Annotated in this window: 13 protein-coding genes; 4 read left to right on the forward strand and 9 right to left on the reverse strand. The window is 44.0% G+C overall.

Annotation, left to right across the window (positions count from 1 at the left end; translation table 11 throughout):
* Positions 1 to 70: 70 nt before the first annotated feature.
* The 6 genes from iscB to V7L05_RS06845 all read right to left on the reverse strand — a co-directional run bounded on the left by iscB (position 71) and on the right by V7L05_RS06845 (position 5,937).
* Positions 71 to 1,411 (reverse strand): RNA-guided endonuclease IscB, encoded by a 1,341-nt coding sequence (gene iscB / locus V7L05_RS06820; protein ID WP_335163012.1) that lies wholly within the window; start codon positions 1,409 to 1,411, stop codon positions 71 to 73.
* Between the two features lie 237 nt (positions 1,412 to 1,648).
* Positions 1,649 to 3,010, reverse strand: coding sequence for a DNA phosphorothioation system restriction enzyme (locus tag V7L05_RS06825; RefSeq protein WP_335163014.1), 1,362 nt, complete (start codon positions 3,008 to 3,010; stop codon positions 1,649 to 1,651).
* On the reverse strand, positions 2,961 to 3,230 hold the full coding sequence (locus tag V7L05_RS06830) for a hypothetical protein (RefSeq protein WP_335163016.1): 270 nt from the start codon (positions 3,228 to 3,230) through the stop codon (positions 2,961 to 2,963). The genes V7L05_RS06825 and V7L05_RS06830 overlap by 50 nt, the downstream gene beginning before the upstream one ends.
* A gap of 92 nt (positions 3,231 to 3,322) precedes the next feature.
* Complete coding sequence (lexA, locus tag V7L05_RS06835) at positions 3,323 to 3,928, reverse strand: transcriptional repressor LexA (RefSeq protein ID WP_335163018.1); 606 nt, start codon at positions 3,926 to 3,928, stop codon at positions 3,323 to 3,325.
* 272 nt (positions 3,929 to 4,200) lie between these two features.
* A complete protein-coding gene (argF, locus tag V7L05_RS06840) occupies positions 4,201 to 5,121 on the reverse strand; it encodes an ornithine carbamoyltransferase (RefSeq protein ID WP_335163020.1) in 921 nt (306 codons plus the stop codon).
* Between the two features lie 189 nt (positions 5,122 to 5,310).
* Positions 5,311 to 5,937: a PadR family transcriptional regulator gene (locus tag V7L05_RS06845; protein ID WP_335163022.1), complete on the reverse strand. Its 627-nt coding sequence runs from the start codon at positions 5,935 to 5,937 to the stop codon at positions 5,311 to 5,313.
* A 440-nt stretch (positions 5,938 to 6,377) separates the two neighbouring features.
* On the opposite strand from V7L05_RS06845, the gene V7L05_RS06850 reads away from it, so the two are divergent.
* Positions 6,378 to 6,836, forward strand: coding sequence for a helix-turn-helix domain-containing protein (locus tag V7L05_RS06850; RefSeq protein WP_335163024.1), 459 nt, complete (start codon positions 6,378 to 6,380; stop codon positions 6,834 to 6,836).
* Between the two features lie 95 nt (positions 6,837 to 6,931).
* Here V7L05_RS06850 and gatA read toward each other — a convergent pair whose 3' ends face one another.
* Complete coding sequence (gene gatA, locus V7L05_RS06855) at positions 6,932 to 8,392, reverse strand: Asp-tRNA(Asn)/Glu-tRNA(Gln) amidotransferase subunit GatA (protein WP_335163026.1); 1,461 nt, start codon at positions 8,390 to 8,392, stop codon at positions 6,932 to 6,934.
* Between the two features lie 32 nt (positions 8,393 to 8,424).
* Entirely contained in the window at positions 8,425 to 8,565 is a 141-nt protein-coding gene (locus V7L05_RS06860; RefSeq protein ID WP_335163028.1) for a histidine kinase, read from the reverse strand.
* 75 nt (positions 8,566 to 8,640) lie between these two features.
* On the opposite strand from V7L05_RS06860, the gene V7L05_RS06865 reads away from it, so the two are divergent.
* The 3 genes from V7L05_RS06865 (at position 8,641) to V7L05_RS06875 (ending at position 13,719) form a co-directional block, all read left to right on the forward strand.
* The gene (locus tag V7L05_RS06865) at positions 8,641 to 8,817 is read left to right on the forward strand and encodes a hypothetical protein (RefSeq protein WP_335163077.1); all 177 of its coding nucleotides are present in this window, start codon (positions 8,641 to 8,643) and stop codon (positions 8,815 to 8,817) included.
* Between the two features lie 176 nt (positions 8,818 to 8,993).
* Entirely contained in the window at positions 8,994 to 11,909 is a 2,916-nt protein-coding gene (locus V7L05_RS06870; protein WP_335163030.1) for a glycerol-3-phosphate acyltransferase, read from the forward strand.
* A gap of 226 nt (positions 11,910 to 12,135) precedes the next feature.
* A complete protein-coding gene (locus tag V7L05_RS06875) occupies positions 12,136 to 13,719 on the forward strand; it encodes an NAD(P)H-hydrate dehydratase (protein WP_335163032.1) in 1,584 nt (527 codons plus the stop codon).
* Positions 13,720 to 13,769: 50 nt separating this feature from the next.
* Here the strand turns inward: V7L05_RS06875 and larC are convergent, their stop codons facing one another.
* Positions 13,770 to 15,035 (reverse strand): nickel pincer cofactor biosynthesis protein LarC, encoded by a 1,266-nt coding sequence (larC, locus tag V7L05_RS06880; RefSeq protein WP_335163034.1) that lies wholly within the window; start codon positions 15,033 to 15,035, stop codon positions 13,770 to 13,772.
* Between the last annotated feature and the right edge of the window lie 6 nt (positions 15,036 to 15,041).

Here is a 15,041-nt window from a genome sequence, read left to right on the forward strand (position 1 = left end):
GAGCCGCCCACGCAACTTTCTGCAAAATTTAAAGAGGCGGCACGGGTGGTTTTAACCACCGTGGTATTTTTTAGTTTGAATAACTGTAACCATCTTTTTTGTGAATATGTTTACAAGTCTTGTAATTAATCCCTTGAACTAAACTAGATGCCGTTGATATATTGAAACTACCGCTAGTCCTTACTGCTACTCGCCCAATATATTCCCCAATCTTTTTGCCTTTTGCAACAACAGCTTTAACGATATCTCCCGTTTGAAAACCATTAACAAACTTGAACCTAGGGACATACCTAGAAGGAAAGCCGTATTTGTCAGTTCTACACGATTGTCTAGAACCATGTCCGTTAGCAGTAATCAGTAATGGCTTAATACATTTAATAATCAATGTTGGCGTTGATTCCCCAACACAAGCAGCATCCAACCAGTGGGTTTTTTCTAAATTCTGTTGACTGCGATTAAATTTTGTTAAACCACCGGAGCCTGTTTCTATTGGTAATCCTGTTGTTTTTAGAGTGCTAAATAATGACCATCTTGTAGCATTTACTGCTGCTGCATCAGCTAACGGTCTTTTAGCTTGTGCCAAAATTTTTGATAATTTAGCTGGGTCTTTTTTCAGAAATTCTTTAATGTCTTTAGTTCCCTTTTTGGTATTACATTTCTCGCAACTTAAAGTGAGATTTGTTATTGAATTGCTACCACCTTTCGCTCTTGGGTGAATATGTTCTATCTGAAAAGGAATATCTTTAACTCCGCAATAAGCGCATTGTCTGCTCCATTTTTCAAGTAGATATTCTCGCGTCTCATAACCTGCTAATGTCCCTTGCTGGTATTCTTTTCCTTGGATATCAGGGTTAGCCATTAGCTGCATATCAAAGCGTACTAGCTCTTGACTAATAGCTTCAATCGGTGCAAATCGGCATAACTTCTTAACCCAAGTTTTGATATTATCGACCCGACTTTGTAAGCTTGGTGGTAGCCATCCTTGAGGACGAGTTCTATTTAAAAATCTTGGTTGTCTATAGCGGGTTTTTCTCGCACGTCTACTGCGTCTTAGTTGTCTTCTAGCATTTATTGCATCTCTGATTGCAAAACCTCTGTGTTTTAATTCTGCTGCAAATACAACCTCTCCATTTGAATCGTTAACTAACGCAATTCCTGTTGTTTTTGCGCCAGGGTCAATCTTTAATCTGAGTGGTGATATTGGTGAGTAAGTCCCAGTCTTGGCGGTTCCCGGCGATTGGTAACTTGCGAACCCGGAGGGGGAGTCAGGACGCGACTCTTTCAGAATAATTGTGAACGGAAAGCGCCTAAATACTGCTGCTTTTTTGTTTCTCAATAGTTGCCTTGCTTGGGCTGAATAGATTGGGTCTAATGGTCTTTTGTTTTGGTCGATAACGAATACTTTGCACATAAGTGCCTCCTTTCGGGTAATGTTAGCTTCGTCAATGTTTTAAGAGCTTTTTAGACTAGCAACACTGTTTCAGTGACTTTAAAACTGTTTAATTGCAAGTGACAGAGCAAGGAACTAGCTACGCATTCCGGGGTGTCGTGACTCAAAAAACGTAGTCAGTGAAGACTTGGACTGGTCAGTATAGCTTGCTTGATTTCTCTTACAAGCTCAGTGGCTTTAGCCCTGAGTTATTGACCATCAAATATCTAATAACCCATATCGCTTTTGTAAATCCAGTAATTTCATTCTGGCAACGCCTGCGTTATCAGCCAAATCAGCAAACTCCACAAAGCGACGCAATTCCTTTTTCAACAAATTACGCTCAACTTCTATCGTTTCTCTATCTAAATCTGGTGGTAAAACAATCATGTCAAATATCGTTGCACGTTCCTTAGCTGGATGAGGACGTAAAACTCGCCCTCGTCGTTGGATAAATTGGCGGGGATTACCAGAACTTGATAAAATCACCGCAGTTTGAATTGCCGGAATATCGACACCTTCATCTAAACAACGAATTGCCACCAAACCCTGCAACTCCCCGCTTTCAAATTGATGGCGTAATATTTCCCGTTCTTGTAAAGATGTTTGGGCTGTATAGGTGCTTACCTTATACCCTAAATCCACCCCCAGAATTTTAGCAACAGCTTTAAGTTGGCGTAGAGATGAACGTTGTCCCGCATCCTGCGAACCATCGCTACAATAAAAAAGAGTGTGAGTAGTTTCGCGGCGAGTTGCCATTAAATCCCGTAAAGCATTTAATTTATTTTCCGCCGCACCAATTAATCTTGCTCTTTGCATCAACAACGGCTTTAAATCTTCATTGTCTTCAAATCCTCCTTGCCCGTTTTCTCGATCTCGATAAAGTAGCGATCGCCCAATTCTTTTAGTTAACTTTAAATAAGCAATACTTTCTGCTTCAGTTAACTCCACCAACACCGGATAATACAGATAATGTACCAAAGCACCTTGAGCGATCGCATCCCTCAAAGTAAACTCTGGTTGAAGAACCGGGCCAAAATAATCAAATAGAGATTGCGTACCAAAATCATCAAAATACCTCTCCGGTGTGGCAGACAAAGCCAGTCTCAACCCAACACTGCGCGGTAAACTTTCTTCTAACTTGGGTGCGCCTAAATTATGCGCCTCATCCCCAATAATTAAAGTTTTGGCGGGAAAATATTTGAGTTGAGACCCAAACCCATCTCCAATTAAAGTGGAATTCGTAGTAATCACCGTGATAAACCGTTGAGAACCAGAACGCAGATTATAAATTTGCGTAGATAGTTGACTTTGCCAAGTGCGTAAATTCTCAAAAGCTAAAATGGGTTGCAAATTAAATTTTTCACATTCTCGCGCCCATTGGGTGACAAGATGGCGGTAGGGACACACCACCAACAGAACTTGTAAATTAATCTGCTGATATAATTCACAAGCGATCGCTAGTGCAGTAATCGTTTTACCACTACCAGTAGCCATTTTCAGCGTCCCTCTGCCATTGTTGGTAAACCAGCTAGCGATTGCTTCTCGCTGATATTGCCGCAATTGCAGAGACGGAGGCATTCTTGGGCATCCTGGGAATGGTTGCAGAGTGTAATAACTGCCCTGACTTTCCCTTGCAGTTGGTAATTTCAACCGGAAAGTGGGCAGTTGCTGCACTGAATTTTGCGTCAGGTACATATATTAAGCAAATGGGCATTGGGCATTGGGCATTAGGCATTGGGCATTGGGCATTGGGCATTGGGCATTGGGCATTGGGCATTGGGCATTGGGCATTGGGCATTAATTATTATTTCTCCCTCATCTCCCTCATCTCCCTAATCTCCCTCATCTCCCTCATCTCCCTCATCTCCCCCACTCCCCACTCCCCATTACTCAGTTGTAACCCCGCCAAACACCAATGAGTGAACCTTGCACCTGCACTTGCATAGCGCTGACTTCAATGGGATTGTACTTAGGATTTGCTGGTTTGAGAGTGACGCGATCGCCTTGACGATAAAAACGTTTTAATGTCGTACCAAATCCATCAACTCTGGCGGCGACGATGGTACCATTTTTTAAATGATTTGGTTCTGCTACTGGACGCAGGAATACCACATCGCCATCAGCAATTAAATCTTCAATCATGCTATCGCCAGCTACGCGCAAAGCGTAGGTTTGGGGAGGTAACTCAAAATTAGAAAAGTCTAGATGATCTACAGCATCAGTAAACGGTTCTATTAAACCACCAGCAGCGATCGTCCCCAAAATTGGCACACCTTGCTTAACAGCACGCAAAATCCGAATCGTTCGCGCTTGGCCTTCAGTCCATTCTATATATCCTTTAGTACGTAAATGTTCCAAGCGACTTTGAATTGGTGCTGGTGACTTCAAATTCATCGCTTGCATCATTTGCCGAATTGAAGGCGAATGCTGGTGCGATCGAATGTATTCTCCCAACCATTCGTAAAGTTCTTGTTGAGCTTCCGTTAGACGTTCCATAAATTTGCGGGAAGTAATTATTAATGTCTCTAGAACATTAGTACTACAAAAAACTCCCCATAACAAGAGAAAAGTAAAAATATAAAAGGCAAAAGCAAAAATATTTTCTTTCTTTTACCAATTTATTCTTGATTTTTTGCCAAGAAGTAGTCAGGAGCCAATCACACACTCGCTATTCTGACTCCTAACTCTGCGAATTTTAGATTTTGAATTTTGGATTGCAGGAAAAATCTAAAATCTAAAATCTAAAATTCAAAATTGAATAACTCCTTTCATTCCGCCCCTAAAATACTCGCAAGCAAAGCCTTTTGGGCGTGTAATCGATTTTCGGCCTGTTCCCAAACTCGTGATTGAGAACCTTCAATAACTGCCTCAGTAATTTCTTCACCACGATGGGCTGGTAAACAGTGTAAAACAATTGCCTTTGGATCAGCAAGGCTCAATAGCTGCTCTGAAATTTGGTAAGGCTGGAAAATTGGCATCCGGTTATCTGCTTCTGCTTCTTGCCCCATACTCGCCCAAACATCAGTATAAAGTACAGCCGCTCCCTTGGCGGCTAATTCTGGATCATGAGTGAGGATAACTTCAGTTTTGTTGTTAGCGATCGCTCTTGCTTGTTCTACAATCTGAGAATCTGGCTCATATCCGCTAGGGGTGGCAATTCTCACATTCATCCCCACCAAAGCACAGCCCAACATCAGGGAATTAGCCACATTATTCCCATCACCCACGTAGGTTAAAGTTAACCCAGCAAGAGTACCAAAGCCTTCTTGAATCGTCAATAAATCAGCTAAAACCTGACAGGGATGTTCTGCATCAGTCAGCGCATTAATTACCGGAATCTTGGCATAGTGAGCAAAAGTTTCCAACTCCTGCTGTGCAAAAGTGCGAATTGCCAAAACATCCAGATATCGATCTAACACCCGTGCAGTATCCTGCAAAGGTTCCCCGCGACTAACTTGAGTGACATTGGGGTTAAGATCGATTACCTGTCCACCCAGTTGATACATCGCCACAGTAAAACTTACCCGCGTGCGAGTTGAAGCTTTGGAGAACAACAACCCCAAAACTTTATTACACTGCAACTTCAACTGTTGTGATTTAAGTTGAGTTGCCAATTGCAGGAGTTCTTGAAGTTCCGTTGGACTGATGTCCGCCAAACTTAATAAATCTCGTCCGATCAACACTGCCATGCTTGTGATGTGTAAACAACAATTATATATTTCTGTTGCTTTACCAGGCGTGTCAAAAAGATATAGTTTGAGAACTGCACCAGATATTTTTGCGTCCAGCCCAGGTGTGAAGTGCGATCGCTTCTAATCCCATTTTATCTTGATATAGAGCGTACAGCTAGCTGTACGCCTCTACAATCTATACGCCACTTACTTTTCAGCCAAAATCGCGTAAATTTCCCGTTTAACTTGCTCTAAAAGCTCACGCACCCGATTTATTCGCTCCATATTGCCACTGCGAGCAACCTGCACCACTACAGCAGCTAATTCAGTTGCGGCATTTCGCAACTCAATAAACTCTTGGGGCTTACCTGTCACGAAACTTTTAAAGGTATCCCAAGGAGAGTCTGAAGTTTCCTGTTGGGCACGTTCTGCCAATAATTGTCTACCCTCATCTGTAATCGTGTAAATCCGCTTGCCACCTTCCTGGGCGCTTTTGAGATAACCACCTTCCTCCAGTAATTGCAGTGTGGGATACACTGAGCCAGGACTGAGGCGACGGAAACCACCGTAACGAGTTTCCATCTCTTTAATCAGATCATAACCATGACTAGGATGCTCGGATAACAATTCCAGCAGGATGAACTTGATGTCACCTCTACGAGTCCGATGTTCATCTCCCCAACCACGACCAAACATTTCATTACCAAAGCGTTTGTCATGATGTCTACCATGATGCTCGCCATGCCCAAACCAAGACCTGACAAACAATGAATCGTCTTCATTAACTCCTGCCCATGCAGGTGCGCTAAAGCGTGACCGAAAGTGTCTAAACATAAATCAATCTCAAATCAACTTTCTCTAATATACGATATATCGGAATATATCACGATATATCGTGATAGAATTTTGATGAAGATTTTTGACTTTTCACAAAATCTCTATTACGCAGAACTTACGCAAAGTAAGTTTTAGACTAAGTGTTACCGCTATTAAGGGGAAGCGAACGCTGGAATTATCCCAGCCCAGAGTAGCAGCTAGGAAAATACTTGTATTAAAAATTGCAGCTTATTAACTTTTACGCCCGAAATTTTTATTTAAAAAGTACGTATTATAACACTAAAATTACTTAGATTTAGCAGCCCTAGCATTTTAAAATCTAAGCTTCAACCATTCTCCAAAAAAAAAATTCCGAAAATCAATTATTCAGTAAAAATACGTATGCATATTTAAGTCTTCTCAATGAATAGTAGAATTAGCCCATACAGGAGAAGACTGTGACCCTCTTAAACCAAGCTCAAGTAAAGCAGCTAAAGGAAATAACTACACAGTTGCGACAAGTAAGACAAGAAAAATCCATCCCTATAGAAGAAATAGCCTCTCAAACACTGATTAGAGCAGGTGTTTTGCAAGCTTTAGAAGAAGAACGATTTGAAGAATTGCCTGAGCCTATTTTTGTTCAAGGATTCATCCGTCGCTATGGAGATGCTTTAGGACTGGATGGAAATGCTTTATCACATACTCTTATAAGCAATGTAGTCCACCAAGACTCTAATAATAATCATCAGAATTCAGACAACAAATTAAAGACATATATACCTCTTGTTGTAATCTACATTCTATTATTAGTAGCTGCATCTGCTGGTCTTTTTTATACACTTAATCCACGAAGAATTACATCTGAATCCCTGACTCCAGAAGTCAATATTCAACAGTCAATGGTTCCTAATCAGTGAACAGTAATTAAGCTGATAAATGACCAAAAAAGCCAGGGAACATGGGAAGAAGAACTATTGCCCAATGCCCAATGCCCAATGCCCAATGCCCATTTTTAAGATATTTGCGGTTTACGCAGATGCCAAGTAGTAGATTGCTCATAAGCGTAAGCTACCTGAAAAAGTTGGTCTTCTCGCAACACATTGCCAATTAGTTGTAATCCTATGGGTAGCCCCTGATCATCAAAACCACATGGCAAACTTAAACTAGGTAAACCAGCAAGATTCACAGGAATAGTCATCAAGTCAGTTAAATACATACTCAAGGGGTCAGTAGTTTTTTCCCCTGCTTTGAATGCTGTAGTAGGAGATGTGGGACAAACTAAGATATCAACCACGCCAAAAGCCTTTTCAAAGTCTTGTTTAATCAGGGTGCGGACTTTTTGGGCTTTCAGATAGTAGGCGTCATAATAGCCAGCCGAAAGTGCGTAAGTGCCGATCATAATCCGGCGTTTGACTTCTGTACCAAAACCGGTAGCACGGGTACGAGTGTACATCGATAGCAGATTATCCGCATCAGGAGCGCGATACCCATATTTAACACCATCGTAACGAGCCAGGTTTGCTGACGCTTCTGATGGGGCGATGATGTAGTAGGTGGGTAAACCATAGCGAAAGCGGGGACAGGATACTATCTGAATCTCTGCTCCCAAACTTTGTAGTAGCTCTACTGCTTTAGTAACAGCTTGTTCCACTACAGAGTCCAAACCTTCACCAAATGTTTCTTTAATGATCCCAATTCTTAGCTGACCTCTGGTTTTGAAGTTTGGTTTTAAGCTGGCGGCATAGTTGGGAATGGCAACTTTCAGGCTGGTAGAGTCTTTGGGATCGTGACCAGCGATCGCACTTAATAATATTGCCGCATCTTCCACTGTGTTTGCAAATGGCCCAATTTGATCCAAAGACGAAGCGTAAGCCACCAAACCATAACGGGAAACCAAACCATAAGTTGGTTTCATCCCCACCACACCGCAAAAAGATGCCGGTTGGCGAATTGAACCGCCAGTATCAGAACCGAGAGCAACCACACATTCTTGGGCCGACACCGCCGCCGCCGAACCCCCCGAAGAACCACCTGGAACTCGTGACAAATCCCAAGGATTAGCCGTAACTTGGTAGGCAGAGTTTTCGGTGGAACTACCCATTGCAAACTCATCCAAGTTGGTTTTGCCTACCATTACCGCCCCAATATCTGCCAGTTTTTGCGTCGCCGTTGATTCATAAGGCGGCACGAAATTTTCCAAAATTCGGGAGGCGCAGGTAGTAGGAATTCCCTTAGTACATAAATTGTCCTTAATCCCCACAGGAATCCCGGCTAGCAGCCCAATTTCTTCTCCCGCAGCAATTTTGGCATCCACAGCACCCGCCTGCTCTAATGCCCGTTCTGCCGTCACACATAAAAAGCTGTGCAATTTCGGCTCTAACGCTTGAATGCGCTCTAAAGCTTCTTGGGTAATTTCAACGGCAGAACGTTCTTTTTTTACCAGTTGTTGGTGCAACTCGCGGATGGATGCCATGATTGCTCTCTTTGTGACTCAAGTGATTGATTTTAGTACATATTGACCCAGATTGGGTATGGGGCATTGGGCATTGGGCATTGGGCATTGGGCATTGGGCATTGGGCATTGGTTATTCTCCTTGTCCCCTCATCCCCCTCATCTCCCCTCCTCCCCCACTCCCTACTCCCCACTCCCCATCATTGACTAAATAATATTAGGAATTTAACATCATCCGTAAATAGAAGGACTACAATCAAAACGGACAAATGTTTCATGCGCGAACAAAAGAGGATTACAAAGCTGTGTCCGACTTAAATCGAGGAATTATGAAATTTGAGGGTGCAGATTCTCCAAAAGTAGTCACTATCTCTACCGTGCTGCTTCTGGGATCGATCGCCGCTCTGATCATCTGGGCGCTGCAAGCTGCCTATGCGCTAAACTAAAACCATTAGTAGCCTAGAAGGACACTGGCAAAAACGGTTTCCGTCCTAGCCAAGTGTCCATTTAGCAACTAGTAAATAAAAACGCCCTAATAACCATCAAAAATTTCAGAAAAACTTAATTATTTGAGATTTGAGGTTTTAGATGGAAAATTTAAATCTAAAATCCAAAATCCAGAATGTTTGAACCTTGGGGTGTCTTAGTTATTTTAATTGTCTGCCCCCTCTTGGGCGGATTACCCCTGATTGCCTGGATTACTTACGCGCTTACGGGCAAGCAATTATCACAAGTTGGTACAGGAAACATTAGTGTATCAGCTGCCTTTTATCACGGCGGTAAGTTTGTCGGAATTCTGGCAGTCTTGTCAGAAGCTTTTAAAGGAGTTGCAGCAGTTTTCCTCACCCGCGCTTTCTTCCCAGATGGATCGTTTTGGGAATTGATTGCGCTCATCGCCCTGGTAATCGGTAGATATTGGATCGGCAGAGGGGCAGGTACGACAAATGTCGTGTGGGGATTTGTCGTACATGATCCACTGGTGGCAATATTTGTATTTTTCTTTGCAGGTATTAGCTTTACAATTTTGCACTCCAAACAGGTAGTCAAATTTGGGGTTTTGCTTCTCTTTCCTCTGTTTGTGACACTTCTGCACATTAGCGATATCCCCAGAATGTTCGCTGCTGTTGCCTTAGCTGGTTTAATGGGCTGGATTTATACAAAAATTCCTGATGACATGAACCTGCCAACCCAACAGGCACAAACAGAATCCCAAACGATGTTGGAATTTTTACGCGGCGATGTCTACGACGGGCTACGCCAACGCACGATGGTTTCTCTAGATGAAGAGTTGGATGCTACCATTGTTGGCGAAAAGGCGGCGACATTATCTCAAGTTAAGCGCTGGGGCTATCCAGTTCCGAAGGGGTGGGTACTTGCCCCAATCGACGATCCCGAACTATTGACAGAATTTCTCCAGCCATCAGAATTATCTCCCTTGGTGGTGCGTTCTTCTGCCATTGGAGAAGACTCAGAACACTCTTCTGCGGCTGGGCAGTATGAAACAGTTTTAAATGTTACCAGTCCACAGGCATTGCAGTTAGCGATCGCTCAAGTTCAAGCTTCCTACAATCATCCATCTGCCGTGCAATATCGGCGCGATCGCGGCTTAAATGACACAGCAATGGCTGTGTTGATTCAACAACAAGTCCAGAGTATCTATTCTGGTGTCGCTTTCAGCCGCGATCCCATTACTCAGCAAGGTGATGCAATCATCATTGAAGCCCTTCCCGGCAGCCCGACACAAGTCGTTTCGGGAAAAGTCACACCAGAACAATATCGCGCTTTTGTCCTGGAAACAGAAAATTCTTCCTCTGTGCAATTAGAGGGTGAAGGACGAGTACCACAAGCATTAATCAAGCAAGTCGCATACTTAGCTCACCGACTCGAAAAACGTTATTATGGTACTCCTCAAGATATAGAGTGGAGTTATGACGGTCAAACACTCTGGGTATTGCAAGCTCGACCGATTACCACTCTGCTACCCATGTGGACACGCAAAATCGCCGCCGAAGTGATTCCCGGAGTAATTCACCCCTTAACATGGTCGATTAATCGTCCCTTAACTTGTGGAGCATGGGGAGAACTTTTTACTTTAGTTTTGGGCAATCGCGCTTTGGGGTTAGATTTCGCCGAAACAGCAACTCTGCACTATTCCAGAGCTTATTTTAACGCATCCCTCTTAGGAGATATTTTTCTCCGCATGGGACTGCCATCGTCAAGTTTGGAATTTTTAACCAGAGGAGCTAAATTAAGTCAGCCGTCTTGGGAGTCAACTTGGGAAAATTTGCCAGGATTAGGGAAGTTGCTGAGGCGGGAATTAAGTTTAGAAAAAGACTTCAAGCGGGATTATCACCAACGCTTCATTCCTGGGTTGTCGCAGTTGGCGCAGTCAAATATAGATCACTTGGAACCATCCAAGCTGTTGGCAAGAATTGACTTTATTTTGGAGTTGCTGCGTCATGGGACGTATTACAGCATTTTAACTCCCTTGAGCGTTGCCCTCCGCCAGGCGATTTTTCGGGTGAAGGATGACCAAATTGATCACAGCGTTACTCCAGAGATCGCGGCATTGCGATCGCTGAGTGCAATAGCTACAGATGCCAAGGAGGTATTGCTGGAGTTTGAGCCACAGCAGGTATTTGAGCAATTAAAGCAAACCCCAGAGGGAGAGAAGATCCTCCAAGAATTTAACGAATTGCTTCAGGATTATGGCTATTTAAGTGAAGTGGGAACTGATATTTCCGTTCCCACTTGGCGGGAGAATCCCCAGATGATTAAGCAGATGTTTGTACAGTTAATGCAGGGGAACGAACCACAATCAGGCGCTAAAGACGCGATTAATAGCATCTTTACTAGTAACTCCAAACGCTCTTTTGTGCAACGGCGTGTGGATATCAAAGGACGAGTTACCGAAGTTTATTCCCGGCTTTTGGCTGAATTGCGGTGGAGTTTTGTCGCTTTAGAGAAGATTTGGTTAAAGTCCGGCTTACTTAAGAAAACAGGAGATATCTTTTTTCTCGACTTTGATCAAGTGCGGCGTCTAGTTGGGGGTGGAGATTCCAGCTTAATTCAGCAGTTGGATGAGTTAGTGGAATTGAGGCGATCGCAATTCCGGCAAGATAGCGAGATCATTCAAGTACCCTTTTTAGTTTATGGCAATACACCCCCTCACCCCTTAGCTCCCTCTGTGATCTACTCCGACCAAATCTTACAAGGTATTGGAGCTAGTCAGGGGCAAGTCGAAGGTAGGGTGAAGGTGTTGCGAAATTTACAAGACTTGCCAGAGATTGACCGAGATACGATTCTGGTAGTACCTTACACAGATTCCGGCTGGGCACCATTGTTATCAAGGGCTGGAGGATTAATTGCCGAAGCTGGTGGACGGCTTTCTCACGGTGCGATCGTGGCTCGTGAATATGGGATTCCCGCCGTGATGGATGTTCGAGGTGCTACATGGCTCCTGCAAGATGGTCAACGAGTTAGGATTGATGGCTCTAGGGGTATTGTGGAATTATCTAACGATTTAAGACCATCTTGAAGAAGTCGGAAGTCGGAAGTCGGAAGTCGGAAGTACAGTTTTGTAACGGGGATTTAGCGCAAAGTGCGGTCTTGGGGTCTCCCCAAGAGGAGCAACTTTGTAAGACAGAATAAGACTTACATACTTGCGGCTTCTTAGTTGCCGGGGACTTAAACCCACCGAATGAAAGTTAAAATCTGGTAAAGTTTCAGTTACCCTAAAACTCATAACTCAGCACTTAGGACTGATGCAGAACAGGCAAGAAAAAATTTCGCAAGTGGTAGTGACTGCTGGGCAGATGCGCGATATTGAAGAACGGATCTTTGCGGCGGGAATGCCTGTAGTAGCTTTGATGGAAAAGGTAGCGGGATTAATTGCCCGTCGCATTCAAGATATTTTTCCGAACCTTGGACAAAGGGGAAACAATTCAAAATTACTCTCCCCCTCCTTAAATCCCCGTGTTGGAATTCTTGTCGGCCCCGGTCATAATGGCGGGGATGCTTTAGTAGTAGCCCGTGAATTACACTTTCGCGGGTATGAGATTTGGATTTATTCTCCTTTCTCTAAGCTGAAAGAATTAACTTCGCAACACTTGCAGTATGCTCAGAGTTTGGGTATTCCAATTTATCAAACAATTGAGCAACTGCCAGATTCTGATTTGTTGATTGATGGGTTATTTGGGTATGGTTTAGAAAGAAACCTTAGTGATCCGATTGCTTCTGCAATTAATCAGCTAAATGAATTGTCTGTACCGATTTATAGCATCGATTTACCTTCAGGTTTACACACCGACACAGGCGAAGTATTAGGAACTGCCATTCGCGCCACTCACACATTTTGCTTAGGTTTATGGAAACTAGCTTTCTTGCAAGATCAGGCGCTGGAATATCTCGGCAAAGCTGAGTTAATCGATTTTGATATTCCTTTAGCTGATGTAGAAGCTGTTCTAAAAGATACACCCAGAATTAAACGTATTACACCAGCAACCGCACTTGCGACTCTACCTCTACCGCGTCCACCTGTTACCCACAAATATAAGGAAGGACATTTACTGTTGATTTGCGGTTCGCGGCGCTATGCAGGTGGAGCAATTTTAACTGGTTTGGGTGCTAGGGCAAGTGGTGTGGGAATGCTTTCGATCGCAGTACCCGAATCTCTAAAACCCCTTTTGGTGTCGCATTTGCCAGAAGCATTAATTGTCGGTTGTCCAGAGACGGAAACCGGAGCGATCGCCCACCTACAACTACCAGAAAAAACCGATCTGAGTTCCTTTAATGCGATCGCTTGTGGCCCCGGTTTAACCCAAGATGCCGCTCCCATTGTCCAAGAAGTGATCAACAGCGATCGCTCTTTGCTTCTCGATGCCGATGGTTTAAATATCCTCGCACAAATGGGAGCGATCGCCACATTAAAAAAACGTCAAGCAGTAACCGTACTCACACCCCACGCTGGCGAATTTGAGCGATTGTTTCCTGATGTCGCCGATGCCAAACATGACAGAGTAAAAGCAGTACGGGAAGCGGCGGCGCAAAGTGGGGCGGTAGTATTGTTGAAAGGGGCAAGAACTGCGATCGCAAACCCTGAAGGTGCCGTTTGGATTGTTCCTGAAAGTACACCTGCCTTAGCGCGTGGCGGTAGCGGCGACGTATTAACTGGGCTACTGGGTGGATTGTTGGCGCAAGCAGCAACTAAACAGATTCCCATAGAAGATATTGTGGCAACTGCCGCTTGGTGGCATTCACAAGCCGGTATAATAGCCGCCCAAGAGCGTACCGAATTAGGTGTAGATGCGTTTACATTGACACAATATTTGCTAAAAGCTCTAACTTAGTTAAATCCCTCGTTCCCAGTCGGAGACTGGGAACGAGGAGACGAGGAGATTTAGCCATTAACTAAATACCAACGCTGTAGCGCCAGGCGATGAATTTCACGCCAGGGAATATGATGTTTTCGAGCTAACTCTGCACAATCTTCATATTCTGGCTGCACATTAGCAATAACTTTTTCTGGTAATTCTCCCTTCCATGCTACCTTGATACGCACTTTGCCATATTCAATTTCCACTTGTTGAATTTCCCGTTGTAAAATGGCGCGTTGCTGAGTTGTTCTCCGAATGCCCAAAGTAGTGGTTTCGCGGAATAAAACTGCTTCACAACCGAGTAAATTTTCTGGATGACAAATCACAGTCAGCAAAATCCCTGGACGGGACTTTTTCATCCCGATCGCCTGGGTAAAAACATCCACCGCACCAGCAGCAAACAACGCCTCAAACACATAGCCGATCGCTTGCGGATTTAAATCATCAATTTGGGTTTCTAATACTGATATCGTTTCTAAATTTGAGCTAGTATCCTCAGAATCGCTGAAATTAGACTGTAAACTTGCGCTTTCGCCCAGCCAGAGGCGTAAAATATTGGGAATGGCTAAATTTATGGTTCCTGCTCCCAGTCCTATCTGCTTGATAGCGATCGCCGGTGGTGAACCAAAATCTCTTGCCAAAGTAGTGGCGATCGCGGCTCCTGTTGGTGTCACTAATTCTCTGTCAATGCCATTGCTATAAACTGGACAACTCCGCATTTCCCATAGCTTTAATACGGCTGGTACTGGTACTGCCATCTGACCATGAGCAGCCCGAACAGTGCCGCCACCAGTCGGGAACGCCGAACAGTAAAGTAAAGGCCATCCTTCCTTGTTGCTCTCAATCCTCAACCAATCCAACCCCAAGCAAGTACCCACAATATCGACGATCGCATCTACAGCACCCACCTCATGAAAATGAACTTTTTCAGGGTCAATGCCATGCACCGCCCCTTCAGCGACTGCTAGCTGTCGGAATACCGCCAAACTCCAAGCTTCTGCCCGTGATGGCAACCCCGCTTTGAGAATCATCTGCTCTATTTCTGGCAAGTGGCGTGTGCGATCGTGGTCATGATGATGATGATCGTGTACTAAATCCACATGGACTTTACTCGCCTGCTGACCATTCCGTAGGACAAGTTCTGCCCTTAACTGATATTCCTGTTCAATACCCAACCCATTAAGTTTTTCAATTAAATACTCCACAGGAACACCCAAACTGACCAAAGCACCCAAGCACATATCACCGGAAATGCCCGTCGGACATTGAAAATAAGCGATTTTATTCATAATAAA

This window comes from Nostoc sp., assembly GCF_036917755.1.
In the GTDB taxonomy this organism is placed as follows: domain Bacteria; phylum Cyanobacteriota; class Cyanobacteriia; order Cyanobacteriales; family Nostocaceae; genus Nostoc.

What these genes read in the sequence shown, in the direction of transcription:
- iscB (WP_335163012.1), bottom strand. Translation starts at nt 1,411, where the DNA reads ATGTGCAAAGTATTCGTTATCGACCAAAACAAAAGACCATTAGACCCA.
- V7L05_RS06825 (WP_335163014.1), bottom strand. Translation starts at nt 3,010, where the DNA reads ATGCCTCCGTCTCTGCAATTGCGGCAATATCAGCGAGAAGCAATCGCT.
- V7L05_RS06830 (WP_335163016.1), bottom strand. Translation starts at nt 3,230, where the DNA reads ATGCCCAATGCCCAATGCCCAATGCCCAATGCCCAATGCCCAATGCCC.
- lexA (WP_335163018.1), bottom strand. Translation starts at nt 3,928, where the DNA reads ATGGAACGTCTAACGGAAGCTCAACAAGAACTTTACGAATGGTTGGGA.
- argF (WP_335163020.1), bottom strand. Translation starts at nt 5,121, where the DNA reads ATGGCAGTGTTGATCGGACGAGATTTATTAAGTTTGGCGGACATCAGT.
- V7L05_RS06845 (WP_335163022.1), bottom strand. Translation starts at nt 5,937, where the DNA reads ATGTTTAGACACTTTCGGTCACGCTTTAGCGCACCTGCATGGGCAGGA.
- gatA (WP_335163026.1), bottom strand. Translation starts at nt 8,392, where the DNA reads ATGGCATCCATCCGCGAGTTGCACCAACAACTGGTAAAAAAAGAACGT.
- V7L05_RS06865 (WP_335163077.1), top strand. Translation starts at nt 8,641, where the DNA reads ATGTTTCATGCGCGAACAAAAGAGGATTACAAAGCTGTGTCCGACTTA.
- V7L05_RS06870 (WP_335163030.1), top strand. Translation starts at nt 8,994, where the DNA reads ATGTTTGAACCTTGGGGTGTCTTAGTTATTTTAATTGTCTGCCCCCTC.
- V7L05_RS06875 (WP_335163032.1), top strand. Translation starts at nt 12,136, where the DNA reads ATGCAGAACAGGCAAGAAAAAATTTCGCAAGTGGTAGTGACTGCTGGG.
- larC (WP_335163034.1), bottom strand. Translation starts at nt 15,035, where the DNA reads ATGAATAAAATCGCTTATTTTCAATGTCCGACGGGCATTTCCGGTGAT.